Here is a 24197-nt window from a genome sequence, read left to right as displayed (position 1 = left end):
ATGAGCACGACAGAGCGATCGGGCATCAGGTCCTGGCTGCTGCCCCTTCCGCCCGATTCGCCCGCCCCGATCGTGGACGAGAAGGAGCGCCGGGCCGTCAAGTTCGAGCTGGTGCTCGTCTTCGGCATCACGCTCGGCCTCTCCGGCGCGCGCAGCCTGCTGTCCCTTGTGGACTCGCTCTTGCGTCCGGTCCCGCTGGCGCAGCAACAGGTGCAGCTCAACGTCCCGCAGGCCGCCGCCAGCCTGCTCGACCTGCTGCAGCAGCTGCTCAACGCCCTGCAGCTCGTCAGCTGGGGCGGGCTCGGCCTGTACCTGCTGTGGCGCGCCGGCCTCAAGATCCGTGACATCGGCCTCGACCGCCGTTCCCCCGGGTCCGACGCACTGATCACCGTGGGCCTCGCCGCCGTGATCGGGATTCCGGGGCTGGGCCTGTACTTCCTCTCCTACCACCTCGGCTTCAGCCTCGCGGTGCAACCGTCCACATTGGGCGACACGTGGTGGCGGCCGATCGCGCTCACGCTCTCGGCGTTCGGCAACGCGTTCGCCGAAGAAGTGCTCGTGATCGGTTACCTGCTCACGCGGCTGCGCCAGCTCGGCGTGCGCGAGAACAATTCGCTCGTGGGCGCCGCGGCGCTGCGCGGCTCGTACCACCTGTACCAGGGGTTCGGCGGGTTCGTCGGCAACTTCGTGATGGGCCTGGTGTTCGGCCGCGTCTGGCAGCGCACCAACCGGCTGTGGCCGCTGGTCGCCGCGCACACCCTTTTCGACGTGGTGTCTTTCGTCGGTTATTCACTCCTGAAAGGCCATCTTTCCTGGCTCCCCTGACGTGCGCTCATTAGGCTCGACCTCGTGAACGACGTGACGGCACCGCCCAGGGTGGACAGCGAAGTCGGACCCCTTCGTGCAGTTCTCCTGCACCGGCCGGGAAACGAGCTCAAAAGGCTGACGCCCCGCAACAACGACCAGCTCCTCTTCGACTCCATCCCGTGGGTGGATCGGGCCCAGCAGGAACACGACGCGTTCGCGGAAGTGCTCCGCGGCCGCGGCGTCGAAGTGCTCCTGTTGGCGGACACCTTGCGCACGGCGCTGGTGGACCCGCGCGCGCACACGGCGGGCGTCCACGCGGCTGTGGATGAACTGCGCCTCGGCGCCGACCTCGCCGATTCGCTGCGTTCGCACTTGAGCGGCGTCGACGCGAACACGCTCGCCGAGGTCCTCATGGCCGGCATGACGTTCGAAGAGCTGCCGACGTCGGAGGGCTCCTCGCTGGTGCGGATGATGCGCGACCCGCACGAGTTCGCCGTCGACCCGCTGCCGAATCTGCTGTTCACGCGCGACTCGTCGGCGTGGATCGGCGACCGCGTGGCGATCTCGTCGCTGACCATGCCCGCGCGCCGGCGCGAAACGGCTGTGCTCGACCTCGTCTACGCGTACCACCCGCGCTTCCGCCACGCGGCTCGCGCGTACGGCGCGCACTCCGCGCCGATCGAGGGCGGCGACGTGATGCTGCTGGCCCCGGGCGTGCTGGCCATCGGCGTCGGCGAGCGCACCACGCCGGCGGGCGCGGAGTCGCTCGCGCGCTCGGTGTTCGCCGACGGCCTCGCGCACACAGTGCTCGCCGTGCCCATCGAGCAGTCCCGCGCGACGATGCACCTGGACACGGTGTGCACGATGGTCGCGGCCGACGCCGTCGTGATGTACCCGCTCGCGCGCGATTCGCTCACCGCGTTCACCGTGCGTCCCACCGGCGACGGCGGGGTGAAAGTCGCGGGGCCGGCACCGTTCTTGAGCGCCGCCGCCGAGGCAATGGGCATCGACCGCCTGCGCGTGATCGACACGGGACTCGATCCGGTGACCGCCGAACGCGAGCAATGGGACGACGGCAACAACACCCTCGCGCTGGCCCCCGGAGTCGTCGTCGGGTACGAACGCAACTTCGAGACCAACGAACGCCTGGCCGACGCCGGGATCGAGGTCCTGGCCATCGCCGGATCCGAGCTGGGCTCAGGTCGCGGCGGCCCGCGCTGCATGTCGTGCCCGATCGTCCGGGACACGATATAAAGCGAAGTTAGCCTTCCCTAAATGGTGGAATTAATTAAGGGAAGGCTAACCAAAATAAGGGAGGATTTCTTTAGGAATGGTAACCCTAATAGGGTGGAGATCACCAGCTAAAAGTGGAAATTAATCGAGAGTTGTCGTACCGTCATTGGCATGGCCCTCACGAAGAAAGAACCGCGCTCGAAGTTCTACGAACTGCTGCAGGCGCAGATCCACAACGAGTTCCACGCGTCCCAGCAGTACATCGCGCTGGCGGTCTGGTTCGACAACGAGGACCTGCCGCAGCTCGCGAAGCACTTCTACAAGCAGTCGGTGGAAGAGCGGAACCACGCGATGGCGCTCGTGCAGTACATGCTCGACCGCGACCACCACGTGGAGGTGCCGGGCGTGAAGGACGTCCGCAACGAGTTCTCCGCCCCGCTGGAGCTCCTCGAGCTCGCGCTGGAGCAGGAGAAGGAGGTCGCCGCCGACGTCTCCGCGCTGGCGAAGGCCGCGCGCGCCGAAGAGGACTACATCAGCGAGCAGTTCACGCAGTGGTTCCTCAAGGAGCAGGTCGAGGAGATCTCCCAGATGTCCACGCTGGTCACCGTCGCGCGCCGCGCAGGTGACAACGTGTACGAGATCGAGAAGTTCCTCCACCGCGAGTCCGTCGGCACGTCCCCCTCCGACGCCGCCATGCCCCCCGTCGCGGGCGGCGCCCTGTAAGGCTGCCGGCTCAACCGGCCCAGCCAACGGGCGCCTTGTCACGATCAGACGAGCCATCGCGGAGCCCGGGTTGTCCCCACGTGGACAACCCGGGCTCCGTCGTTTGTAGGGTTCGCGGCCGCGCGGCGCCGGCTCGTGCCGCTCGCAGTCAGCCCGCGCGGTTGATTCGCTAGGTCCGGCCCACTCAATCATCCACAACGCCAGCCCCAACCAGCACCAGTAGCGCTGCCCGCAGCCAAGCTGAAGCTCGCTAGGTCCGACCTGCTCGGCCACCCACAACACCAGACCCACGCCAGCGCAAGCGCTGTGCACAGCCGAGCTGCAGATCGTTGGGCCCGCCCCATCCAGCTATCCACAAGCCCAGGCCCATGCCAACACCAGCAGCGCTGCCCGCGGTCAAGCTGACCCTCGCTAGGTCCGACCCACTCAAGCATCCACAGCGGCAGACCCATATCAACGCAAGTAGCACTTCCGCGGCCGACCTGCAGGTCGTTGGGCCCGACCCAGCCAGTTATCCACAACGCTGGGCCCATGCCAGCACCAGTAGTCCCGTGCACAGCCTCGCTGGAGCTTATTGGGTCCGACCTACCCGACTGCCCACAGCGCCTCCCACGCGACAGCCGCCGCGCAAACTCCACGGCGCCGCGCCCAGGACGCATTAGGTTGGCCCCAGCCAACTCCATCCACAACGTCCGAGCCCAAAGAGCCCGCGCCAGAGGTACGTGCGAGCGACTGGTGGTTAGTTGGGTCAGGCATAGCCAGTCATCAACAACAGCCCGAGCCGCAGCATCTCTTCGAGTCGCGAGCTAAGGGTCGGTAGGTCCGATCCAACGTCCACAGGTGCGGCGGTCCATCGCGAACTCACTGGGTTCGACCTACCCAGGCCGCCCACAAACGCGGCTCGCCAGCAGCTCGCTAGGTCGAGCCCACCCAGTCGGGTCCGCTCATCCACAAGGCCCCGAACAGAGAGGAACCCGGGCTCTAGCCCCTGTGGATAGCCCGGGTTCCTCGGTCGGCGCCGGGCTCAGCCGGCGCAGGTTTGGTTGGCGGAGCGGACGTCGAGGCTCGAGACGGAGCCGTCGTCGGCGAGGGTGAAGTGGTAGGCGCCCTCGTCGCCGGTCGGTGCTACCAACTCGTCGGAAGCCTGGGATGTTCCCGGGTACGCGGCGGTCACGTCTTCCTTCGCCGAGCCCTCGCCGACGCCCTCCGGTGTGTGGGCGGCGCCGTCCGGCTTGACGACCACCACGCCGGCGTCCGGCGAAACCACGGCTGTCGCGGCGGGGACGCCTTCGCCGGCGACGTCGTAGTACGTGCAGCCGGCCGCTTCCTTGACCGCCGTCAACGTCAGGCCCGACGAGGCGAGCTGCTCCTCGGTCATCCCGAGCTTCAAGGCTCCGAGACCGTCCGCCGTCAGCAACGGTCCCTTCGTCACCTTCGTCGGTGCGTCACCTCGCGTCGACGCCGGCGGTGAATGCCGCTTCGGCGGAGCAGTCGACACGTGCGACGGCGCGGCAGGCGGGGCCACGGGCGGATCTTCAGCCGCCGGCGGCGAGGCCGAGGCCACCGGCGCGACTGGCGGCGGAGCGGACACGTTCGGCACTGTCAGTCGCGAAGCCGTCAGGTCGGCCGCGCCCGTCGTGGCCTGGAACTTGAACACCACGAGCCCGCCCGACACCAGCGCGAGCGCGCACACCGCCCCGGACGCCGACATCAGCACCTTGCGCCGCTGCCGACGTCGTCGCGCGCCGGCCATGATCGCCGGGGCCGCGTCGGCCGGAGGTGCGACGCCGAGCCGGTCGTCGGAAAAGAGCGCGCGCAGTCGCTGTTCGAGCTCGTCTTCGGAGACGTTCAACCCGCTTCGCTCCCTTCTCCGTGCTTCAGCTTCGTCCGCAACGAAGCGATGGCCTTGCTGGCCTGGCTCTTCACCGTCCCCTGGCTGACGCCGAGCGCTTCCGCGATCTCGGCCTCGGACAGTCCTTCGTAGTAACGCAGCACCACCACCGCACGTTGCCTCGGCGGCAGATTTCGCAGCGCCTGCCACAGCGGCTCGTGCTCGAACGGGTCGTCCGGCGCGCACGGGCTCGTGTCCGGCAGGTCCGCGACGAGGTTCTCCCGACGCGTGCGTCTCCACCGGCTGACGTGCGCGTTGGCCATCGAGCGCCGGACGTACGCGAGCGGGTCGCCTGTCTTCTGCTGAACGTAGGACCAGCGCGAACCGATCTTCTCGAGCACGGTCTGCACCAGGTCCGCGGCGTCGTGCGGGTTGCCGGTGAGCGCGTGGCCGTAGCGCAGCAAGCCGGGCAGGCTGGCTTCGACGAAGTCGCCGAACTCGGCGAACACCCTGGGCTCGGCCGCCGCCCGCGCGCCCGCGACCCACGTCGGTTCTCCCGAGATGACAGGTGCCGCTGCCGTCACCAAATCGCCCCCTCCCCGGATGAGATCGCCGCGCACCGCGTCCTCGTCATCCCCCACACGCATGGCAGCCCCCGCAGGTTGTCCAGCTCTCGCGACTACTTTCCGTGAATATTCACGCGATTTCAGCGCACGGAGAGCGACTCGGGCAGCTTCAACGAGCCGTCCGCGCCTGATGGGAAATCGTGTACCGCGACCACAGCGTTTCGCGGGATCGGGCCGTAGATGTGCGGAAAGAGGATCCCGTCGGGGTGCGGCGGGGCGCCCTCCTCCCAGACCACGCGCGCGTCGACCCGCGTGGGGTCGATCTCGAGCAGCAGGAGGTCGGTGCGGCCGCGGTAGATCGCGTTCGCGGGCAGGCTGACGGTGCCGGGGTCGGAGCAGTGGATGAACCCGATTTCGGCGAGCGAAGGTGCGGTGTATCCGCCGGCCTCGGGCACGGCGGCCCACTCGTCGCGGGAACAGATGTGCAGGATCACCCCGACGATCGTGCCACCGCAGGGGCGTGTCGAGGTATGGGTTTACCCGGTGAGCGGGTGTGACTTCGGCGCTGCGATCAACGCTGTGGAAGTTCGGCGTCGAACTTCCACAGCGTCCGGTCGAATCAGCGAATCGTGAGCTGGCGGCCGATGAGGCCGTCGCGTGCGCGGCGCTCGGTGGCGTTGAGCGGCTCTGCTTCGAGCGACTTCAGCGCCTCCTCGAGCCGGGCGCCGAGCTGGTCCTTGGGTTCGGCCCATTCCCGCGCGTGCGCCTCGGGGTCGAGGTCCCACACCGGGACGAGCAGGCCGTGGGCGCGGAACGAACCCGCGTACCGCGTGCCCTCGCCGAGGCCCAACGTGCCGGCCGCGGACAGGCGCGCAAGCGCTTGCAGCAGGAGGTTCTCCGGTTCGGGACGGACCCAGCGCAGGTGCGCCTTCTCGCCGGCGAGCACCCAGTACGCACCGGCGCCGAGGCGTTCGGTGGGCATGATGGCGGCGTTGGCGCGCTCGAGGGACACCGCGACGTCGCCGCTCGCGTCCGCGTCCTCGGGCAGCCACCAGCCGAAGTCGCTGTGGAGCGTGAGCTCGAGCTCGGCGGCGGGCGCGAGCAGGTCCTGCAGACGGTTGTGCTCGTCCGGGTCGGTCGGGGTGGTCGTGTCGGGGACGGACAGGACGTCGCCCGGCTTCGCGTCGAGCACCCAGCGCAGCGACCGCCCGAGGTCGCGGCTGATGTCCGACGACCGCGTCTGCACCTGCAGCCCGAGGTAGCGCTGCCCGTCGGACCGGACGAACGCCGCGGCCGCCATGGGCAGCACGGTGCCGAGGGTGACGTCGCCGCCTTCGGCGAGCGTGAGCTTCGCCGTGGCCGACGGCACGAACTCGCGCAACGCGATCAGCTCCGGCTCCGCGGCCAGACCCTCGAAGGGCTGCCCGACGAAAACGTCGCGCACCTTCGGTTTGCGGTCCGGCTTGGGACCCTTCTTCCGCGCGCCTTTACCCACTTCAGCCTCCTCAAAGCTCGACGCCAGACGCTATCGAAGCGGGGGCCGTGAGGGGCGCCCGGGTTACTGATCCGGCCAAAAGCAGGCGGACCCCCACGAGGCACGTAACTGTTGTTACGAAGCCATTCGGCCGTGGCTGTGGTCGGATTGGTAACGATCGGCGCAGTAGAGTCGGCTCGTGTTCGACGCTTCCGATCCCGCCTTCCTCGCCGACCCGTACCCCGCGTTCGCCGCGCTGCGCGCCGAGGGCGAGGTGCACCACCACGATGGGCTCGACCTGGCGATCACCGTTTCCCACGCCGCTTCGGCCGCCGTGTTGCGCCACCGCGGGCTGGGCCGGATCTGGACGGACGCGCAGCCGCTGGAGCGGTTCGCGTCGTTCAACCTGCTGCATCGCAACTCCTTGCTGGAGAACGAACCGCCGGCCCACACGCGGCTGCGGCGCGTGATCGCGGGCGAGTTCGGGCGCGGCCACGTGCAGCGGCTGCGGCCGATGGTCGCGCGGCTCGCTTCGTCCATGGTGGACACACTGGCGGGCAAGATCGAGGCCGACGGTAGCGCTGACCTGCTGGAACACCTCGCGCAGCCGTTGCCGGTGGCCGTGATCGCGGAGCTGCTCGGCATCCCCGTCGAGGACGGGCCGCGGCTGGTGGCGTGGAGCAACGCGATCGTGAAGATGTACGAGTTCGGCCTGCCCGAAGCCGGCCGCGACGCCGCCGAGCAGGCCGCAGCCGACTTCGTCGCGTACCTGCGCTCGGTGGTCAGCGGGACGCCGGGCGGGATCGTCGCCGACCTCGTGGCCAGTGAGCTCACGCCGGACGAGGTCGTGGCCACGGCCGTGCTCCTGCTGATGGCGGGCCACGAGGCGACGGTGAACGTGATCGGCAACGGGGTGCTCGCGCTGCTGACCCATCGGTCGGAGTGGGAACGACTTGGGTCGGACCCAAGTTTGCTCGACTCGGCTGTGGAAGAACTGATCCGGTTCGACGCACCGTTGCAGCTGTTCGAGCGCACGGCCACGGAGGATGTGGACATCGCCGGGTACCGGGTGGCGCGCGGCACGAAGATCGGCGCGCTGCTGGGTGCCGCGGCGCGGGATCCTCGGGTGTTCGATTCGCCGGACGTGCTGGACATCGGGCGCTCGCCGAACGCGCATCTCGGTTTCGGGATGGGGATCCACTACTGCGTGGGCGCGCCGCTCGCGCGGGTGGAGATCGCGGCGGCGCTGTCGGCGCTGTCCACCCGGCTGCCGGGGCTGCGTCTGGCGGCCGAGCCGGAGCGGCGGCCGGAGTTCGTGATCAGGGGATTGAGGACATTGCCGGTGACGGTTTGATCGGATCTTGACGGGCCGGGCGCCGGTTGTGCTGGTTTGACTCGTGCTGGTCGGGCGAGTCTGGCTGGCCGGGCGGCTCTGGCTGGTCGGGCGGTCAGGGTGATTCGGCGAGTCGGGTGCGGCTGACCAGATGCTCTGGCCGGGCCAAGGTGGTCTGATTTGCCCGGCCGGATCGGTCAGCTAGGCCGGCCGAGCGCGTGGACTGATCGGCCGGATCGGTCGGTCGAGCCAGGCAGGTTGGTCGGTCAGGTCGGCCAGCCGGCTGGTCGGGGTCAGGTGGGCTGGTCGGCCGGGTGCGGCTGACCAGATGCTCTGGCCGGGCCAAGATGGTCTGATTCGCCCGGCCGGATCGGTCAGCTGGGCCGGCCGGGTGCGTGGACTGGTCGGCCAGCCGGCTGGTCGGGGTCAGGTGGAGCTGGTCGGCCGGGTCAGCGGAGGCCGGCGAAGAGGTCGTCTTCGTGGGTGTCCGGGGTGCTGCCGACGAGGTGGTACTCCTCCCAGGGCCAGGCGGCGCGTTCGACGTCGCGGGAGTGGTGGAAGAACGGGTGGGCCGGGTCGGCCTGGGTGGCGTGGGCTTTGAGGGCGCGGTCGCGGGTGTCGAAGTACTGCTCGCAGCGGATTCTGGTGGTGGCGCGGAGGCGGTCGGGCGGGAGCTCGTCGAGGACCGGGCCCATTTGTGACTCGAGGCCGGCGGCGAGGGTGGCGTCGTGCATGGCCTGGAACCACGCGCGGCTGAGGGTGGCTTGGTAGTAGAGCTTGCGCGGGGTGCCGTCGTCGGTGGCGGCGAAGGCGGCGCGGGTGGCTTCGTGGGTGCGGATGTGGTCGGGGTGTGGATAACCGCCGGTCTCGTCGTAGGTGATCACGACCTGTGGACGGAATTCGCGGAGCAGGTCTTCGAGAGGCTTGGCGGCGTCCTCAATGGACAGTTTCGCGAAGCAGCCTTCGGGTAGCGGCTGGTCGAGGCCTGAGTCAACGTGGCCCAGGAACTGTTGACGCACACCGAGAATCTCCGCAGCGGCGGCCATTTCGCGGCGACGGACGGCGGGTAGGTCCCTGTGGATGGCCGGGGTGTCCAGCGCTGGGTTGAGCACATCGCCGCGCTCGCCGCCGGTGCAGGTGGCCACGAGGACGTCGACGCCTTCCGCGGCGTAGCGGGCGAGGGTGGCGGCGCCTTTGCTGGATTCGTCGTCGGGATGGGCGTGAACGGCGAGCAAGCGCAGGGTCATCAGTGTCCCTTCGGTGTTAGTTAGGTCGGACCTAAGATTAGGTTGGGCCACTTTACTGGGTCAAGCACAAATTTAGGTTGGACCTAGTATGCTGGCCGGGTGAGCCTCAGGGAGCAGAAGAAACTCGAGACCAGGCAGAACATCTCGCACGCGGCGACGCGGCTGTTCATCGCGCGGGGGTTCGAGGGGGTGACGATCGCCGACGTCGCGGAGGCGGCGCGCGTCGCGAAGATGACCGTGACCAACCACTTCGGGCGCAAGGAGGACCTTGTCTTCGACATCCGCAACGACTTCGTCGACTGGCCGACGAAGCTGGTGCAGCAGGCGCCGTCGAGCACGCCGTTCGCGGCAGTGCGCGACGGGTATTTCGCGGCGCTCGACGAGCGGAGTGCGCTGCTGGGGTTCGCGGGGATCGAGTTCGTCGGGATGGTGCGCGGAAGCGTGACGCTGATGGCCGCGCTCGCGCAGATGCACCTCGACCGGGAACAGCAGCTCGCCGCCGTCCTGCCGGAGCCCGAGTCCCCCATCCTCGCGCGCACGACGGCGGCCCACCTGACCTCGGTGCTGCGGCTGCTCTTCGACGAGACCTGGGACCTCACCTACGCCGGCGACAACAACCTGGTCTCCAAACTGCGCGACGCGGCAACGAAGGCGTTCGGGCAGCTCGAACCAGCGCTCGGCTGAGGCTCAACGACTGCCGTCGGCCTGACAACAGATGCAGCACCGAACCCCGCGCTGAGACCAAGGCCCAGCGACGCTCAGCGAGCAGCCCCGACTGGGCGGGCGTTGTGCAGCTCCGGTTCGGGGGCGCCGTCGATCTTGAGGACGCGGAGGGTGCGCAGGCGGCCGGGGGCGATGGGCATCAGGAGGTCGGAGAAGCGGCGGATGACGAGGGCCGTGGTGATCGCCAGTGCGGCGGCCGTGAGGTCGGTGAGGGCGACGAGGACGACGCTGTCGGCCATCGCCTGGACGCCGGGGCGCAGGCGCCAGATGATCGTGACCGCGAGGAGCACCCAGTTGGCGAGCCAGGTGGCCCACCAGACCAGGACGAGGCGGGAGGGCTTGGGGCGTTCGTCGCGGGGGCGGCGGAGGACGGCGTGTTCCAGTTCGCCCACCACGGACAGCGCCATGGGCAGGTTCGCGATCGGCACGAGCACACCGACGAGCACCTGCCACACGGGGCGCGCGGGCTCGACGCCGGCCTCGTCGGCGGCGGCGTGGCGGGCGACGAGCAGCCACCACACGGCCAGGCCGGCCGGGAGCAGCGAAAGAATGGTGGTGAGCAGGCCGGCGGTGACGACGAACGCGTCGGAGAAGCCGACCACCGACGTGCTCAGCGCGGAGTCGCGGCTCTGCACCAGCAGGGCGTAGCGCCAGATCTCCGAGCCCGCCGCGGCGAGCGCGAGGACCACGAACGTCCACAGGATGGTGTTGAGGCTCTGCGCCAGGACCGGGATGCGGTCGATCGCACGCACCGCGCCGGACGCGGTGCCGGGCACGGTCGTCGGGCGGCGCCAGACGAGGTTCGGGAAGCCCCAGCGCGGCGGGGTCGGGTAGGACGGCGGGCCGGTGTACGGCGTGGCCGCCACCGCGCGCCGGCGCGTGACCGAGCCGGGCGGGGGCGAGGCGACCCACTTCAGGCGCGGACGTTGTCGCGGCGGCGACGGATGCTCCGGCGCGGTGCGGTGCACCTGGCCCTGCGGGGCCGCGGTGAACGGGCGGGCCGCGGCAGACAACGGCGGGTACTGGGGCTGCTGAGCGGGGGCTGCGAATCCCGGGTGATGGCCGGCCTCGGCCGGGTAGGCGCCTGCGCCGGGCGCCGGGTAGCTGCCAGCCTGCGAGTACCCGCCGGCATGGCTCGGGCCAGCCGGCCCAGCGCCGCTCGCGGAGTGAGGCGCCCTGGCGTACGGATCCGAAGCGCCTGCAGGTGAACCAGGACCACCAGCCGCCTGAGCACCAAACCCCGGCGCAGAGTGAGGCACCCCGGCGTACGGATCCGAAGCGCCCGCGGGTGAGTTAGGGCCACCAGCCGGCACACCAAAGCCCGGCACTGCGGCCTGGCCCGAGGCGCCGGGTGAACCAGGACCACCGACCGGCGGCGGACCAAAACCCTCCCCGGGCTTGGGCACCGCGGCGTACGTATTCGAAGCGCCCGCGGCCGAGCCGGCACCATCGACCGGCGCGCCGTAAGGCGCCCCCGAGGGCGAGTCCGAGACGCCAGCAGGTGAGCCAGGACTACCAGCCGCCTGAGCACCAAAACCCTGCCCGGACTGAGGCACCCCGGCGTACGGATCCGAAGCGCCCGCAGATGAGTTGGGGCCAGCTGGCGCACCAAAGCCCGGCACAGCGGCCTGGCCCGAGGCGCCCGGCGAGCCAGCGCCATCAGCCGACCCACCAAAGCCCTGCCCGGACTGTGGCACCCCCGTCTGCGGGTCTGAGCCGCCGGCCGGCGCACCGAACCCCGGCACCCAGCCGTCAGGAGAAGACTCGCCCTGCCAAGGCGGGTACTGCGGCCAGCCCGCGCCGCCCTGAGGGCCCGCGGGGTGGGCGGGTCCCGGGGGGACGGGGGGCTGGGCCGGTGGCATCCGTCAGATGACCTCGGGTTCGGCGCCCGCGGTTTCGCTCACCATGGGGCGGCCCTCGCGGGCCCAGGAGCCCATGCCGCCGGCGACGTTGACGGCGTCCCAGCCGCTGGCGTTGAGCCAGGCGGTGGCGCGGGCCGAGCGGCCGCCGCTGCGGCAGATGACGTAGACGGGCTGGTCGTCGGGGAGCTCGGAGAGCTCGTCGACGCGCGCGGGCAGCTCGCCGAGGGGGATGTGGACGGCGCCGGGCGCGTGGCCGGCGGCCCACTCGTCGTCCTCGCGGACGTCCAGCAGGGCGACGCCGTCCGTCGGCAGGTCACGGACCTCGGCGGTCGGCAGTTCAGCGGGGCTCACCACAGTTCCATGCTCCCATGTCCAGGCGTTGTACGCGTGTGAGGAACCAGACGCTAGCCCCCGTACTCGGCGCGCAGCTCCGCGGCCAGGGGATCCAGCTTGCGGTTCGCGAAGCGCACGTACAACGCGGTGATGACGAATGTCGTCAGGAACTGCGCCAAGCCCAGCACCAGACCCACGGTGATGTTGCCCCACAGGCGCGCGCTCATGAATGCGTGCGCGTAGTCCGCGAGGAGCACGTAGAGCAGGTACCAGGCCAGGAACGCCGCCGACATCGGGAACACGAACCCGCGCCGGCGTCGGCGCAGCTGCTGGAACTCGGGCGTCGCCTGCACGTGCTCCCAGTCGACGTCCGCTTCGGTGCGTTCCACGGCGCCCCTCCCGACAACGACACCACCACGACCAATACGAAGATCTTGCGCCCCGGAAAGGCTGACGCGACCTCGTCGATCGGGTGATTGAGGAGCAACTCCGAGTGACCCCGAGTGACCTACTTGCGGTGCCGGCCCCGCCCGGCGCGTGCCTTGTCCTCCGCCTGGCCGAACCGCGCGACGGCCCGGTCCCGCATGAGGCCGAGCGGGTCGGGGGCGTGCAGGCGCAGCATGATGTCGTTGACCAGCTCCGGCCGCCCGTAGCGGGTCAGGCGGCTGACCACGTACGTCGTGATGAACGCCGCCGGCACCGAGATCAGGCCCGGCTGGCTCGTGTACCAAGGCGCTTCGAAGCTCGCGTAGCCGGCCGCGATGTCGACGCCCAGCGCGGCCAGCACCAGCCCGCCGCCGACGAGCATGCCTGCCAGCGCGCCGGGCCAGCTGAGCTTGCGCCACCAGATGCCGAGCAGCAGCAGCGGGCTGAACGTCGAGGCCGCCAACGCGAACGTCAGGCCGATCGACAGCGAGATGTCTTCCGTGCGCAGCAGGAACGCCAGGCCGAGGGGACACAGCGCGACGATGGCCGTGCCCACCTTGAAGTCCTTGACGCGCCCCGGAAGCAGGTCCGTGGACACCACGCCGGCCACGCTCACCAGCAGCCCCGACGAGCTCGACAGGAACGCCGCGAACGCGCCCGCCGCCACGATCGCCGCGAGGATCTGGCCCGCCACGCCCGGCACCATCGCCGACGGCAGCATCAGCACGGCCGCGTCGGTGTTGCCCGTGACGAGCAGCTGCGGCACGTACATCCGCGACAGCGCGCCCAGCATCGTCGGGAACAGGTAGAACAGCCCGAGCAGCAGCAGCACGTGGACGGTCGTGCGGCGTGCGGCCTTGCCGTCGGGATTGGTGTAGAAGCGCACCAGCACGTGGGGCAGGCCCATGGTGCCGAGGAACAGCGCGAAGATCAGCGAGTACGTCTGCAGCAGGTCGGTGATCTTGCCGGACGCGGGGTGCAGCCACGCGTCGTTGGACGCCGGCGCGTCGCTGATCACCGGCACCGGCGTGCCCGCGGCGAACTTGAGCGTGGTGCCCTTCTCGACCGTGTGCGGGACCAGCGGCGACCAGCGCGCCACGCCGCGCGCGGGGCCGTCGTCGATGCGGCCGTCGGCGTAGAAGTAGGTCTCGGTCGAGACCTTCACCGTCACGTCGGTCTGCACCGAAACCGTGGTGTCCTGGGTGAACACGGGCGGGGCCGGCGAGCCGAGCGAGCGCACGCCGCCGGGGCCGCCGCCGCTGAAGAACACCATGCACAGCACGAAAGTCGGCACGGAGATCGCGAACAGCTTGAGCCAGTACTGGAAGGCCTGGACCACCGTGATCGCGCGCATGCCGCCGGCGATCACGTTGATCCCCACCAGAATCGTGACCACGACCGCGCCCACCCACGCGGGCACGGGCAGGATCGACGCGAGTGTGAGCCCCGCGCCCTGCAGCTGCGGGACCATGTAGAGGATGCCGATGAACACGACGAACGCCGTCGCGAAGCGGCGCAGCCCCAGCGAACCGAGGCGCATCTCCACGAAGTCCGGCAGCGTGTACGCGCCCGAGCGGCGCAGCGGCGCGGCGACGAAGAGCATCAGCGCGAGGTAGCCGGCGGTGAAACCGATCGGGTACCAGGTGGCGTCGGCGCCTTCCTTGAGCACGATGCCCGCGACGCCCAGGAACGACGCCGCCGACAGGTACTCACCCGAGATCGCCGCGGCGTTGCGGCGCGAACGGACCGTTCGCCTGGCGACGAGGAAATCGTGTGTGCTGGTGGCCGAACGCGACGAGCGGTACCCGAGGTAGTACGTCGCGAGGGCGACCAGCACGACGCCGGTCAACGCCCACGGGTTCAGCTGCACGGCTGGAATCCTCGCACGAGCCCGCAGGCCGGTGATGCCCCGCCACCGGGGCTTTCCCGTCCGCGGCGGTCAGTTTTCGATCATGTCCACGAAGTCGCGCTCGTGGCGCTCGGCGAGCCGGTTGTACCAAAGGCCCACCGCGAACAGGAACGGGAACGGCAGCAGCCCGAGCACGAGCCACGGGATCGGGATACCGATCACCGTGAACCGCGCGACGGCGGGCAGCAGGTAGAACAGCACCGGCATCGCGCCGAGCACCAGCAGCACTAGCAACGCGAGCAGCACGGCCGTGCGCAGCTGCACCTTCACCAGGTCGCGGACCAGCAGCTTTCCCCAGCTGGTCTGCTCCTCCAGCTCCACGCGCGCCCGCATCCGGCCCGCCGACTGGCGCGGGTCGGCCAGCACCACGCGCTGGCGCTTCGGCTTCTCGTGCGCGGGCTCGGCCGGGCGCAGCGGCTCGGGCGCCGGTGGCACCGGCTCCACGACCGCGCTGTCCTCGGGCACGCGACCCAGCGTGGGGTCCGGTTCGCGGACCCCGTTGGCCAGGCGGTGGTACGGGTCGTCGGGCGCGGACACGGGCTCAGCCGCCGCGGCCGGAGCCGACGAGCCGGTCCTTCAGCGCTCGCGTGTGCCGACGGCTGACCGGCAGCACCTTCTCCTCGTTGCCGATCACGACCTGGTAGCCGCCCTGGCCCATCCGCAGCTCCGTGATCAGCGGCAACGCGACCAGGAACGACCGGTGGATGCGCACGAACCCGGCCTTCTCCCAGCGTTCCTCGAGCTGGGCCAGCGGGATGCGCACCAGGTGGCTGCCTTCGGTGGTGAACAGCCGGGCGTAGTCGCCCTGGGCCTCCACCCACCGCACCGACGAACGCGGGATGAGCTTGGTGGTGCCGGCGAGCTCGACGGGGATGACCTCGTCGTCGTTCTTCACCGGCTCCCCCGCGCGCTGCCCGGGCGGCGGCGACGCGGCCGCGGCCAGCTTCTCGCGCACGCGCGAGACGGACCGGTCGAGGCGGTCCTGCTGGAACGGCTTGAGCACGTAGTCGACGGCACCGAGGTCGAACGCGTTCACGGCTTCCTCGGCGTGGCCCGTGACGAACACCAGGATCGGCGACGGGTTCATCGCCGCGATCACGCGCGACATCTCCATGCCGGACAGGCCGGGCATGTCGATGTCGGCGAACACGGCGTCGACCGTCGGCAGGCCCTGTGCGCGCCGGGCGACGAGCTCGGGGTCGTCGTGGGAGAACAACCGCAGCGCGTCGGAGGCGTCCGACGCCTTGAAGACGCGGTGGATGTGCGGGTTGTTCCTCAGGCCGTGGGTCAGTTCGTCAAGCCCGTTGAGCTCGTCGTCCACCGCCAGGACGATGAGCTTCCGGGTGTCTTCATGAGCACTCACAGTGAGTCGCATCCTGCCCATTGCCGAGTGCAATGTCCAGCCCCGTCCGGCTCATCCGCCCGTCGGGGAAAGGCGACGCCCCCTTTGCCCCATTCCTGGTCACGGGCGCGGCACAGTGCCGTGCGACGGTTGCGGCCAACCGGGCTAGTACTGGACGCGCACGGGTGTCCGGAGGTCACAAACCGAAGCGGGCCCACGCCGCCTTGGTGGTCACCGCGTCGAGCACCGCGCTCGCCGCCGCGGGCGCACCGATGCCGAGGCGCGCGAGCAATGGCTTCTTCGGCTCGGCGACGGAGATCTCCGCGTCCGGGTACCGCTCGGTGACGATCTGGCGCAGCGAGCCGAGGCCGTCGATCAAGCCGAGGTCGAGCGCCTTCTGCCCGAGCCAGACGTCGCCGGTGAACAGATCCTCGGTGTCGGTGAGCCGACCGCCGCGGCGCTCCTTGACCCAGTCGACGAACAGCTCATGGAGCTGCGTGTGCATCTTCTTCAGCCACTCGACGTCCTCGGGCTTCTCCGGGCTGAACGGGTCGAGCCGCGACTTGTTCGCGCCCGCCGTGTGCAGCCGGCGCTCGATACCGAAGCGCTCCAGCAGGCCCGTGAACCCGAAGCCGCCGCTGATCACGCCGATGGAACCGACCATCGACGTGCGGTGGGCGAAGATCTCGTCGGCGGCGCACGCGAGCCAGTAGCCGCCGGACGCCGCGACGTCCTCGGCGAAGGCCAGCACAGGCACCTTCTTCTCGTCGGCCAGCTGGCGGATGCGCTCCGCGACCAGGCCCGACTGCGTCGGCGCGCCGCCCGGCGAGTTGATCAGCAGCGCCACCGCCTTGAGCCGGTCGTGGCCGAATGCCCTGGTCAGCACCGACTCGACGGTCGCCAGGTTGATCGAGCCACGCGCCAGCGGCGAAGGCGAAGGCGTGATCACGCCGTGCAGCTTCACCACCGCGACCACGTCCTTGCGCTCGACACGGTCGCCGAGCACGGGCAGGCGGGACGTCAGCTTCTCGGTAACGCTCATGCCGCCAGGCTAGCCATGTCAGAGGGCAGGCAGCATTCCCGAACGCGATCCGTTCACACCGTTGTGCTCGACCTCGTCGTCCTCGGGCCCGCCCTGGGCCGGCACGTCGGCCGAGTAGTCGGGCATGTTCGGGCGCACGCCGAGCTTGAACTTCGGCACGCGCAGCGTCACCTTCATGCCGGCGCCGGGCGCGGTGTCGACGGTGAGCGCGTAGTCCTCGCCGAACACCTGGCGCATGCGCTGGTTGATGTTGCCGAGGCCGACGTGGGCGCCGGTGCGGTGCGCGTTCTTCAGGTCGGTGAGCGCGCGCGGGTCCATGCCGATGCCGTCGTCCTCGACGCTGATCAGGGCCTCGGTGCCGTAGTCCTGCGCGATCACGGTGACGCAGCCGCCGCTGGGCTTGCTGGCCAGGCCGTGTTTCACCGCGTTCTCCACCAGCGGCTGGATGATCAGGAACGGCACGACCACGCTCAGCACCTCGGGCGCGATCTTCATGCGCACCTCGAGGCGGCCGCCGAAGCGCGCGTTCTCGATCGTGAGGTAGCGGTCGATGTTGCGCAGCTCCTCGGCCAGCGTGGTGTACATGCCGGAGGTGCGGAACGAGTAGCGCGTGAAGTCCGCGAAGTCCTGAAGCAGCTCGCGCGCCTCTTCGGGATCCGTGCGGATGAGCGCGGAGATCGTGTTCAGCGCGTTGTAGACGAAGTGCGGCGAGATCTGCGCGCGCAGGGCCTTGATCTCCGCCTGCTGCAGCTGGTTGCGCGATTCCTCGAGCCGGGCCAGCTCGAACTGCGTGCAGACGAACTGCGCCACGGCTTCGGCCATCTGCACGAGCTTGCCGCGCGTGCGCCCGACGACGATCAGCGTCGCCTCCGCCGTGCCCTCGACCAGGATCGGCACGATGGCGGCGGTCTTCATCTTGCAGGTACCGCGGTGGTTGCACGGCATCCGGTTGTGGTCGGCGACGGCGCGGCGGTGCTTGCGCAGCGCGGTGCCGATGTCGTCGACGAGGTCGAGGTAGTGGTCGGTCGCCTCACCGGCCCACGACAGGAGCGTGCCCTCACTGTCGGTGATCCCCACGGCGAGGCAGTCGAGCACTTCGAGCAGCTCGGCTGTCATGCGGTTGGCGGCCTCTTCGTCGAGCCCGGCCCGCAGGTTCGGCGTGGCCTTCGACATCCGGTGCACGGCCTGCAGCACGGCGTCCTGGATCACGCCCTTGGGCCGGCGCACCTTGAAGAGCAGCACGAGCACGATGACCGCGAGCACACCGGCCAGCGCCCACGGAACGACCTGCGCGAGGGGGAAGGCGGACACGACGTCCATGCTCTGCGCTCGACCGACCGGGTGCAAGGCTTGCTCCCCACTTTCTGTCCAGTTGTGACGACCGAGGGTGGCTGAACCCTACCGAGCGGCGGGCCAGGGCCGCACGGTCACTCCCTGCGACGGCCATCGGGCCGGCTTTCGTCCGTTTGGCCCAGCGCTCCCACGGCGCGAACGGACCCGTCGTGCGGACGGTTCGCGGAGCCCGGGCCCGGCGTTACTTGAGCAGGCGCGACATCCGGCGGTCGGCCAGGGGTTTGCCGCCCGTCTGGCAGGTGGGGCAGTACTGGAACGACTTGTCGGCGAAGGAGATCTCGCGGATGGTGTCGCCGCAGACCGGGCAGGGCAGGCCGGTGCGGGCGTGCACGCGCAGGCCCGAGCGCTTCTCGCCCTTGAGCATCGCGGCTTTCTGGCCGACGGAGCGCTGCACGGCGTCGCTCTCGATGTCGTGGATGGCGGCGGCCAGCGTCTCCAGCGCGCCCTCGTCGAGCTTGCCGACGGTGGCGTACGGGGAGAGCTTGGCCTTGTGCATGATCTCGTCGGAGTAGGCGTTGCCGATGCCGGCGATGAGCGACTGGTCGGTGAGCGCCCACTTCAGCCGCGTGCCCTTGCCGGCGAACAGCTCGCGCAGCTGCGACGCGTCGAGCGACAACGCGTCGGGTCCCAGGCGCGCGACGCTCGGGATCTCGTTCGGGTCGTGGACGATCCAGACGGCGAGGCCCTTCTTCGTGCCGGCCTCGGTCAGGTCGAAGCCGGGGCCGGCCGCCGCGTTGAGGTGCACGCGCAGCGAGATCGGGCCCTTGCCGGGCTTCAACGGGGTGGGCGAAAGCTGGTCGGACCAGCGCAGCCAGCCGGCGCGCGCGAGGTGCACGACGAGGTGCAGGTCGCCGAGGACCACGTCGAGGTGCTTGCCGTGGCGCGTGGCACCGGTGATTTCGCGACCGTGCAGCTCGGTGTAGGGCGGCACGGCCGTCTTCAGGACGCTGAGCGAGGCGACGTCGATCCGGAACACCGTGGAGCCCACGGCGTGTTCACGCAGGTGGTGGGCCAGTGCTTCGACCTCGGGCAGCTCGGGCATGGCACCAGTCTTGCTCGTGATGCCCGAATCGGCCAGGTGCCGTTGGCCGGCAGCCCTGTTCGACAGCCCTATTCGACCGGGTGCAGAGGTCCGTCGAAATCAGGCAGCGAGTGCTTCTGGATCGTCTTCGTGATCCGCTTGACCTCGCCCGACACCGTGAACATGCCCCGGATCGTGCCGACCCAGCGCTCCGACGGCCGGTCGCCCGTGACGTCGCCCTCGGTCTCGGCGACGACCGTCCACGGCCGGCGCAGGATCCAGCGCAACGGGAAGAACAGCAGCACCAGCAGGATCGCGAGGAACACCCACGCCGGCACGCGCACCTGGTCCGGTGTCCAGATCACGAGCACCACGGCCAGGAACGCCGTGACCAGGAGCATGGCGATGCCCGGCGTGTAGCTGCCGGCCACGTCGTGTTCGAAATCGTCCGCGGTGGCGGGCGCACGCCACTCCATCTGGGCTCGGACCACCCAGTCGCGGCCGTCTTCGCCGCGCACCAGCCGGTTCATCCTGTTGCCTCCCGGGCGACGCTCGAGTCGCTCAACGCTACCGTGACGGCGCCCGTCAGCGCGAGGTGGTCACGGAGCGTGGCGCGAGGTTTGCCCGGTTTTCGCTGCTCAGGGAGCCGACGGTGAATCGGGTTCGGCCGAACCGGTGACATCCGAGGGGGTCACGTCTCCCGAGTCCTGGGACGTCGTGTCCGTCTCGGACCGAGTCTCGGACTGCGTGGATTTGGTCGGAGCGGACTTCGAGGATGATCCGGGCTTCTCCGGGACGGTGTCGCCCGGCGTCGGCGTGGTCGTGACCGTCGGCGGGAGGTAGGTCTCCGGCGGGGGCACGTACGTGAACGACGGCGGCGGCACGAACGACGGCGGGTACGAGGTCCGCGTGGTGCTGTAGGGGCCGTCGATCGTCGGGTCGTCGCACGGGTCGCCCGACGTCAGGTCCGGCTCGGTGTCGGCGCGGGAGTCCGTGGAGTTCTCGCTCGACATCGGGGAGTGCGACGGGCTGCCGCCGGGGAGGTCGTCGCGGGGCGAACTGTCGGACGGCTGCCCGGCACCGGTTCCGGCGACGGGCCGGCCCGGGATCTTCGGCACGTCGTTGACGCCCAGGTGCGAGGCGATGGTGTGGGCCGACGAGCGCTGCGGCCGCGCGGCGCCGTGCAACTGGCCGGTCGCCACGCGCGGACCGTGCTGCACCTGCGGCGGCGGCTGCTGAGCCGGCGGCGCGGGCGGCTGCAATGCCAGCTCCGGCGCGCCGCCCTGGAGCCCGACGTCCTGCATCGGGTGCGTACCGAACACGAGCGGACCGGTCGTGAACCCGGCGACACCCGCGGCGGCCGTCGACGCGAGCGCGAGGCCCACCTTGACCTTCGAGCCGAACAGCACGCTCTTCACGGTGGTGACGACGCCCGTCGCTTTGCCGATGCCCACCAGCGCGGGCACCGCGACCACGATCACCTCGGCGTGCGCCCGCAGCGAGGAACACACGTCGCGCAGCTCGTCCTGCGTCGCGCGGCACGAGGCGCACCCCAGCAGGTGCGCCTTGATCCGCTCGGCTTCGGCACCTGTGACGCTGCCGGCCGTGAAGCCGCCCATCTTCTCGACGACCGAACGGCACGTCTCCGGCCCGCGGTTCACCGAAAGGTGCGCCTGCAAGTAGGCCGCCCGCAGGCCCTGACGCGCGCGGCGGGCGAGCGCCGCCGTCGCGTTGGCCGAAAGCCCGAAGTGCGGCGCGACCATGGCGGGCTGCTCACCCTCGACCTCGGTCTGCCACAACACCGTGCGCCAGCGCTCGGGCAAGCTCGTGAACGCCGTGGTGATCAACGTGTGCTCGGCGGTGCGCGCATTGGTATCGGCACCGGCGCCGGCGCGGAACGTCAGCTCGTCATCGGTCACCGGCACGTCGCGGCGCGCCCCGTGCCACTCCCACGACACCCGGCGCGCGACTGTCAGCAGATACGCGCGGACGTAGTCACGCGGGCCCGCGCCGCGCCGCAGCGCCTGCAGCACCCGGAAGAACGTCTCGGCCGTGATGTCCTCGGCCTCGGAACTGTCCGACGCCAGGCTCTGCGCCAATCTCCGCACCGCCGTCGCGTGGAGCTCGAACAGCTGCCCGAACGCCGCGTCTTCCCCATTGCGGAGCCGCTGAAGAAGTGCCTGCTCGTCGGATTCCGAGGCCGCTGGTGGCGGCGCCGTGCCCAGCTCGGTCATCCGGCAAGGCACCTCCTCCCCCGAAGGACTCACCACTCGGTCGAATGGGGACACCATACGGAGCGAAAAGCCCGTCGTCACCCCTTGTACGCCCGATGTGACACCGAAGCACCGAGTCGAAGCACGTCACAGCGCGCGAAGGCCCAAGGCGGACCCCCCGAAAGTGGCTCTCACCCCTCGGTATAGAGTTACCCCAACACCGAGCAACAAGCGGTCAACGCGGATGTAGCGCAGCTGGTAGCGCATCACCTTGCCAAGGTGAGGGTCGCGGGTTCGAATCCCGTCATCCGCTCGGTCCAGGGGCCACTCTGCTCGCGGAAAGCGCGAGCCGGGTGGCCCTCGCCATGTCTCCCGGGGGCCGAGCCCCCGGACCCCCGCGGTGCCATCGGTGACGGATCCTGCGTGGCTGGGTGGGGGGAGCTACTGCGCGGAGCGCAGTGCTCGTGGTGGGACGGACGCGTTGTTGAGGTGCGGCCGGGAGGCGCTGCGCGGCCGAGGTGAGTGGTGAGAGACCTGCGCTGGTGAGGTGCGGCCGGGAGGCGCTGCGCGGCCGAGGTGAGTGGTGAGAGACCTGCGCTGGCGAGTTGCGGGGCGGAGGCGCTGCGCGGTTGAGGCGCGCTGGTGAGACGAGTACCCGGAGCAAGTTGCGGGTGGCTGACCTTCGCGCAGTGGCCGGGTTGAGTGGTGAGACGGCTGCGTTGGTGCGGTGCGGTGCGGGGCTGGGCGCTAAGGGAGCGCGGGGCCGGCGGGCCAGGCGCTCGGGCTGAGCGCGGTGGCCGAGCGTGCTCCCAACCGGCGGTGGCTGCCATGCACCCAACCGCAGGGCGGCAGCGCAGTAGCGGGAACACCCTGACCCCTCCCTGCGCCTCGATCCGCAGCCCCCACACGGTCTGAATCGGCTTGTCAAGGCACGCTTTCCCGCCTTGACAAGCCGATTCAGACCGTCGTGACAATCGATGATCGGGGTGCGTCCAGCGGCACCCGGAAACCACCTGCAGAGGTGACCCGACGACGGCCAAGGCACCAGAGCAGAAGGCAAGCGGACGGTTAGAAGACCACCAGCGCGAGGCAAGGCGGAGCAACGGCCCGAAGGGAACCGCCGAGTGGCGTAATGCCTCTACCAGCGGAAACAGGGTGGTTGGGGGTTGTTGGGTAGTTCGGCAGTTGTTTTCATCATGTGTTAGTCACTCGTTCCGAGATAACCACCTTTTTGGGTGACGGCGTGGCTGCAGGGTGTCAGCCATGACCGAACTGACTCGTCGCCGTCTTCTCGGATCCACCGCCGGGGCCGCCGCTGCCGCCGCCGCGGCCACGCTCCTTCCGCCGAGCGTGCAGAAGGCGCTCGCCCAGGGCGCGCCCAAGCACGGCTCGATCAAGGACATCGAGCACGTCGTGCTGCTGATGCAGGAAAACCGGTCGTTCGACCACTACTTCGGCACCATGCGCGGCGTCCGCGGGTTCGGCGACCCGCACGCCAAGAAGCTGCCGAACGGCAAGTCCGTGTTCTACCAGCCCGACGCCGAGAACCCCGCCGGCTACGCGCTGCCGTTCCACCTCGACACGCACGCCACCAACGCCCAGAAGATCCCCTCGACCTCCCACGCCTGGCAGGTCCAGCACGACGCCCTCAACGGCGGCAAGATGGACAGCTGGCTGCCGGCCCACCGCAAGGCCGACGGCAAGAACGGCCCGTACGTGATGGGCTACCACACGCGCGCCGACCTGCCGTTCCAGTTCGCGCTGGCCGAGTCGTTCACCGTGTGCGACTCCTACTTCTGCTCGGTGCTCGGCCCGACGTGGCCCAACCGCATGATGTGGATGACCGGCACCGTCGACCCCGACGGTGAGAACGGCGGCCCCATCCTCGACAACAACGCCCCCGCCGGCGGCTACACCTGGACCACGTACGCGGAGCGCCTCCAGGCCGCGGGCGTGAGCTGGAAGGTCTACGAGCAGAGCGACACCTACGGCTGCAACATGCTCGAGAACTTCGCCAACTTCAAGAACGCGCCGGCCGACTCGCCGCTCGCCGTCAACGGCCTGACCCACCGCCCCGAGGGCCAGTTCGAGTACGACGCGCGCAACGACAAGCTGCCCACCGTCTCGTGGATCATCTGCACCTCCACGGCTTCGGAGCACCCGAACTACACGCCCGCCGAGGGCGCGGCGTTCGTCGCCTCGAAGATCGACGCCATCGCGTCCAACCCGGACGTGTGGGCCAAGACCGTGTTCATCCTCAACTACGACGAGAACGACGGCCTGTTCGACCACGTCGTCCCGCCGATGCCGCCCGCCGGCACCCCGCACGAGTTCGTCACCAAGACCTCGCCGGGCGGCACCAAGGGCAACGGCCTCTCGGTCGGCGCGGGCTACCGCGTGCCGGCGATCATCATCTCGCCGTGGACCGCGGGTGGCTGGGTGTGCAGCGAGCCGTTCGACCACACGTCGACGCTGCAGTTCCTCGAGCAGGTCACCGGTGTGCGCGAGACGAACATCTCCGACTGGCGCCGCAAGACCTTCGGTGACATGACCTCGGCCTTCCGCTTCAACGACCACAAGGCGCAGCCGCCGACGCTGCCCGACACCTCCGGCCCGCTCACGCTGTCGCGCTACGAGGCCGCGAACCTGCCCGCCCCCGTGTTCCCGGGCACGGACCAGAAGCCGCCGCGCCAGGAGCCGGGCAGCCGCCCGCAGACGCCGAACCACCACCACTGACGGCGTCCCACCCAGAACGCCCT

General features: G+C 70.0%; 22 protein-coding genes and 1 tRNA gene. 7 read left to right on the top strand and 16 right to left on the bottom strand.

The genetic code is table 11. From position 1 onward, the window contains the following. The 3 genes from AB0878_RS06320 (at position 1) to AB0878_RS06310 (ending at position 2763) form a co-directional block, all read left to right on the top strand. Positions 1-825, top strand: a complete 825-nt coding sequence (locus tag AB0878_RS06320) for a CPBP family intramembrane glutamic endopeptidase (protein ID WP_366577079.1) — start codon at positions 1-3, stop codon at positions 823-825. 51 nt (positions 826-876) lie between these two features. Further along, positions 877-2061: an arginine deiminase gene (locus AB0878_RS06315; protein ID WP_366577883.1), complete on the top strand. Its 1185-nt coding sequence runs from the start codon at positions 877-879 to the stop codon at positions 2059-2061. Positions 2062-2211: 150 nt separating this feature from the next. Further along, on the top strand, positions 2212-2763 hold the full coding sequence (locus AB0878_RS06310; protein WP_366577078.1) for a ferritin: 552 nt from the start codon (positions 2212-2214) through the stop codon (positions 2761-2763). 1024 nt (positions 2764-3787) lie between these two features. Here the strand turns inward: AB0878_RS06310 and AB0878_RS06305 are convergent. The 4 genes from AB0878_RS06305 to AB0878_RS06290 all read right to left on the bottom strand — a co-directional run bounded on the left by AB0878_RS06305 (position 3788) and on the right by AB0878_RS06290 (position 6655). Next, positions 3788-4615 carry a hypothetical protein gene (locus tag AB0878_RS06305; RefSeq protein ID WP_366577076.1) on the bottom strand — a complete coding sequence of 276 codons (828 nt, stop codon included), beginning with the start codon at positions 4613-4615 and terminating at the stop codon, positions 3788-3790. Next, positions 4612-5241, bottom strand: coding sequence for a SigE family RNA polymerase sigma factor (locus AB0878_RS06300; RefSeq protein WP_366577074.1), 630 nt, complete (start codon positions 5239-5241; stop codon positions 4612-4614). Before AB0878_RS06300 ends, AB0878_RS06305 begins: the two co-directional genes overlap by 4 nt. Positions 5242-5300: 59 nt before the next feature. Further along, entirely contained in the window at positions 5301-5654 is a 354-nt protein-coding gene (locus AB0878_RS06295; RefSeq protein WP_366577073.1) for a DUF952 domain-containing protein, read from the bottom strand. A 125-nt stretch (positions 5655-5779) separates the two neighbouring features. After that, on the bottom strand, positions 5780-6655 hold the full coding sequence (locus tag AB0878_RS06290; protein ID WP_366577071.1) for a DUF5926 family protein: 876 nt from the start codon (positions 6653-6655) through the stop codon (positions 5780-5782). Positions 6656-6833: 178 nt separating this feature from the next. Between AB0878_RS06290 and AB0878_RS06285 the strand changes: the two genes are divergently transcribed. Next, entirely contained in the window at positions 6834-7988 is a 1155-nt protein-coding gene (locus tag AB0878_RS06285; RefSeq protein WP_366577070.1) for a cytochrome P450, read from the top strand. Between the two features lie 428 nt (positions 7989-8416). On the opposite strand, the gene mca is transcribed toward AB0878_RS06285, so the two are convergent. Then, entirely contained in the window at positions 8417-9214 is a 798-nt protein-coding gene (mca, locus tag AB0878_RS06280; RefSeq protein ID WP_366577068.1) for a mycothiol conjugate amidase Mca, read from the bottom strand. A gap of 99 nt (positions 9215-9313) precedes the next feature. Here mca and AB0878_RS06275 point away from each other — a divergent pair, with 99 nt between their 5' ends. After that, positions 9314-9898: a TetR/AcrR family transcriptional regulator gene (locus AB0878_RS06275; RefSeq protein ID WP_366577067.1), complete on the top strand. Its 585-nt coding sequence runs from the start codon at positions 9314-9316 to the stop codon at positions 9896-9898. Between the two features lie 74 nt (positions 9899-9972). On the opposite strand, the gene AB0878_RS06270 is transcribed toward AB0878_RS06275, so the two are convergent. From AB0878_RS06270 to AB0878_RS06220, 11 genes are all read right to left on the bottom strand, one after another. Continuing rightward, positions 9973-10950, bottom strand: coding sequence for a DUF4328 domain-containing protein (locus AB0878_RS06270; protein ID WP_366577065.1), 978 nt, complete (start codon positions 10948-10950; stop codon positions 9973-9975). A gap of 852 nt (positions 10951-11802) precedes the next feature. Beyond that, positions 11803-12153 (bottom strand): rhodanese-like domain-containing protein, encoded by a 351-nt coding sequence (locus AB0878_RS06265; protein ID WP_366577063.1) that lies wholly within the window; start codon positions 12151-12153, stop codon positions 11803-11805. A 50-nt stretch (positions 12154-12203) separates the two neighbouring features. After that, positions 12204-12521: a DUF485 domain-containing protein gene (locus AB0878_RS06260; protein ID WP_364043731.1), complete on the bottom strand. Its 318-nt coding sequence runs from the start codon at positions 12519-12521 to the stop codon at positions 12204-12206. Between the two features lie 119 nt (positions 12522-12640). Further along, complete coding sequence (locus tag AB0878_RS06255) at positions 12641-14428, bottom strand: cation acetate symporter (RefSeq protein WP_366577061.1); 1788 nt, start codon at positions 14426-14428, stop codon at positions 12641-12643. A gap of 69 nt (positions 14429-14497) precedes the next feature. Continuing rightward, positions 14498-15004, bottom strand: coding sequence for a hypothetical protein (locus tag AB0878_RS06250; protein WP_364043725.1), 507 nt, complete (start codon positions 15002-15004; stop codon positions 14498-14500). 4 nt (positions 15005-15008) lie between these two features. Further along, positions 15009-15842 carry a LytTR family DNA-binding domain-containing protein gene (locus tag AB0878_RS06245; RefSeq protein WP_366577059.1) on the bottom strand — a complete coding sequence of 278 codons (834 nt, stop codon included), beginning with the start codon at positions 15840-15842 and terminating at the stop codon, positions 15009-15011. Between the two features lie 163 nt (positions 15843-16005). After that, a complete protein-coding gene (locus AB0878_RS06240; RefSeq protein ID WP_366577057.1) occupies positions 16006-16851 on the bottom strand; it encodes a S49 family peptidase in 846 nt (281 codons plus the stop codon). A gap of 18 nt (positions 16852-16869) precedes the next feature. After that, positions 16870-18171: a histidine kinase gene (locus AB0878_RS06235; protein ID WP_366577055.1), complete on the bottom strand. Its 1302-nt coding sequence runs from the start codon at positions 18169-18171 to the stop codon at positions 16870-16872. Positions 18172-18385: 214 nt separating this feature from the next. After that, positions 18386-19246, bottom strand: a complete 861-nt coding sequence (locus AB0878_RS06230; RefSeq protein WP_366577053.1) for a DNA-formamidopyrimidine glycosylase family protein — start codon at positions 19244-19246, stop codon at positions 18386-18388. A 68-nt stretch (positions 19247-19314) separates the two neighbouring features. Then, positions 19315-19755 carry a DUF983 domain-containing protein gene (locus AB0878_RS06225; RefSeq protein WP_360598683.1) on the bottom strand — a complete coding sequence of 147 codons (441 nt, stop codon included), beginning with the start codon at positions 19753-19755 and terminating at the stop codon, positions 19315-19317. Between the two features lie 108 nt (positions 19756-19863). Continuing rightward, positions 19864-21459, bottom strand: coding sequence for a sigma-70 family RNA polymerase sigma factor (locus AB0878_RS06220; RefSeq protein WP_366577051.1), 1596 nt, complete (start codon positions 21457-21459; stop codon positions 19864-19866). 219 nt (positions 21460-21678) lie between these two features. On the opposite strand from AB0878_RS06220, the gene AB0878_RS06215 reads away from it, so the two are divergent. Together AB0878_RS06215 and AB0878_RS06210 are read left to right on the top strand one after the other, a co-directional pair. Then, positions 21679-21751, top strand: a tRNA-Gly gene (locus AB0878_RS06215). A 950-nt stretch (positions 21752-22701) separates the two neighbouring features. Continuing rightward, positions 22702-24174, top strand: a complete 1473-nt coding sequence (locus AB0878_RS06210) for a phosphocholine-specific phospholipase C (RefSeq protein ID WP_366577049.1) — start codon at positions 22702-22704, stop codon at positions 24172-24174. Positions 24175-24197 lie beyond the last annotated feature (23 nt).

This window comes from Amycolatopsis sp. NPDC047767, from assembly GCF_040704195.1.
Taxonomy (GTDB): Bacteria; Actinomycetota; Actinomycetes; order Mycobacteriales; family Pseudonocardiaceae; genus Amycolatopsis.
This window is presented reverse-complemented; position numbering and strand designations above follow the sequence as displayed.

Excerpts from the sequence above, each read along its gene's own strand:
- AB0878_RS06320 (WP_366577079.1), top strand. The coding sequence starts at position 1 with ATGAGCACGACAGAGCGATCGGGCATCAGGTCCTGGCTGCTGCCCCTT.
- AB0878_RS06310 (WP_366577078.1), top strand. The coding sequence starts at position 2,212 with ATGGCCCTCACGAAGAAAGAACCGCGCTCGAAGTTCTACGAACTGCTG.
- AB0878_RS06300 (WP_366577074.1), bottom strand. The coding sequence starts at position 5,241 with ATGCGTGTGGGGGATGACGAGGACGCGGTGCGCGGCGATCTCATCCGG.
- mca (WP_366577068.1), bottom strand. The coding sequence starts at position 9,214 with ATGACCCTGCGCTTGCTCGCCGTTCACGCCCATCCCGACGACGAATCC.
- AB0878_RS06245 (WP_366577059.1), bottom strand. The coding sequence starts at position 15,842 with ATGCGACTCACTGTGAGTGCTCATGAAGACACCCGGAAGCTCATCGTC.
- AB0878_RS06240 (WP_366577057.1), bottom strand. The coding sequence starts at position 16,851 with ATGAGCGTTACCGAGAAGCTGACGTCCCGCCTGCCCGTGCTCGGCGAC.
- AB0878_RS06235 (WP_366577055.1), bottom strand. The coding sequence starts at position 18,171 with ATGGACGTCGTGTCCGCCTTCCCCCTCGCGCAGGTCGTTCCGTGGGCG.
- AB0878_RS06230 (WP_366577053.1), bottom strand. The coding sequence starts at position 19,246 with ATGCCCGAGCTGCCCGAGGTCGAAGCACTGGCCCACCACCTGCGTGAA.
- AB0878_RS06225 (WP_360598683.1), bottom strand. The coding sequence starts at position 19,755 with ATGAACCGGCTGGTGCGCGGCGAAGACGGCCGCGACTGGGTGGTCCGA.
- AB0878_RS06220 (WP_366577051.1), bottom strand. The coding sequence starts at position 21,459 with ATGACCGAGCTGGGCACGGCGCCGCCACCAGCGGCCTCGGAATCCGAC.
- AB0878_RS06210 (WP_366577049.1), top strand. The coding sequence starts at position 22,702 with ATGACCGAACTGACTCGTCGCCGTCTTCTCGGATCCACCGCCGGGGCC.